This window comes from Streptomyces sp. SID3343, from assembly GCF_009865215.1.
In the GTDB taxonomy this organism is placed as follows: Bacteria; Actinomycetota; Actinomycetes; order Streptomycetales; family Streptomycetaceae; genus Embleya.
Genome location: NZ_WWJX01000805.1, coordinates 1 through 438, shown reverse-complemented (window position 1 = coordinate 438; position 438 = coordinate 1). Strand labels below are relative to the sequence as shown.

Annotated in this window: 1 pseudogene; it reads right to left on the bottom strand. The window is 76.5% G+C overall.

The features are described from left to right. A pseudogene (locus GT354_RS56625) lies at positions 1 to 155 on the bottom strand (SDR family NAD(P)-dependent oxidoreductase); the annotation flags it as partial. Positions 156 to 438: the final 283 nt, after the last annotated feature.

Here is a 438-nt window from a genome sequence, read left to right as displayed (position 1 = left end):
GCCGCCGGCGGCGCTGGGAGCGCCCCGTCGATCACCGGCAACCGCAGCGGATCCCGGCCCATCAACCGCACCGCCGCGCCCCCTTCCGCGAGCCGCCGCGCGACCCGTCCGCCGACCTGACCACTGGCTCCGGTGACAGCGATGACTGGGGGCATGGCGGTGTCCTCTCGTGGGGCGAATCGTCGTGCGACGGCACGTCGCAGCGCGGATTGCCGAGGCTATCCCGGCGTGCATCGGGCGGCCCGCCGAAATACGCGTCCGGTGACGCCCCTCGGGTGGCGCCTGCGTCCGGCGCCGGGAGCGCCGCGCGTCCGGCGTCCTGTTCCGTGCGAGCGCCCGGCCGGATCAGCCGTGCGCCGCGTCGCGCCCAGGTATCGAGGCGAGGAGCGCGCCCGCGTTACCGCCGCGGATCGCGTCGTACTCGGCCGGCCCGAGACC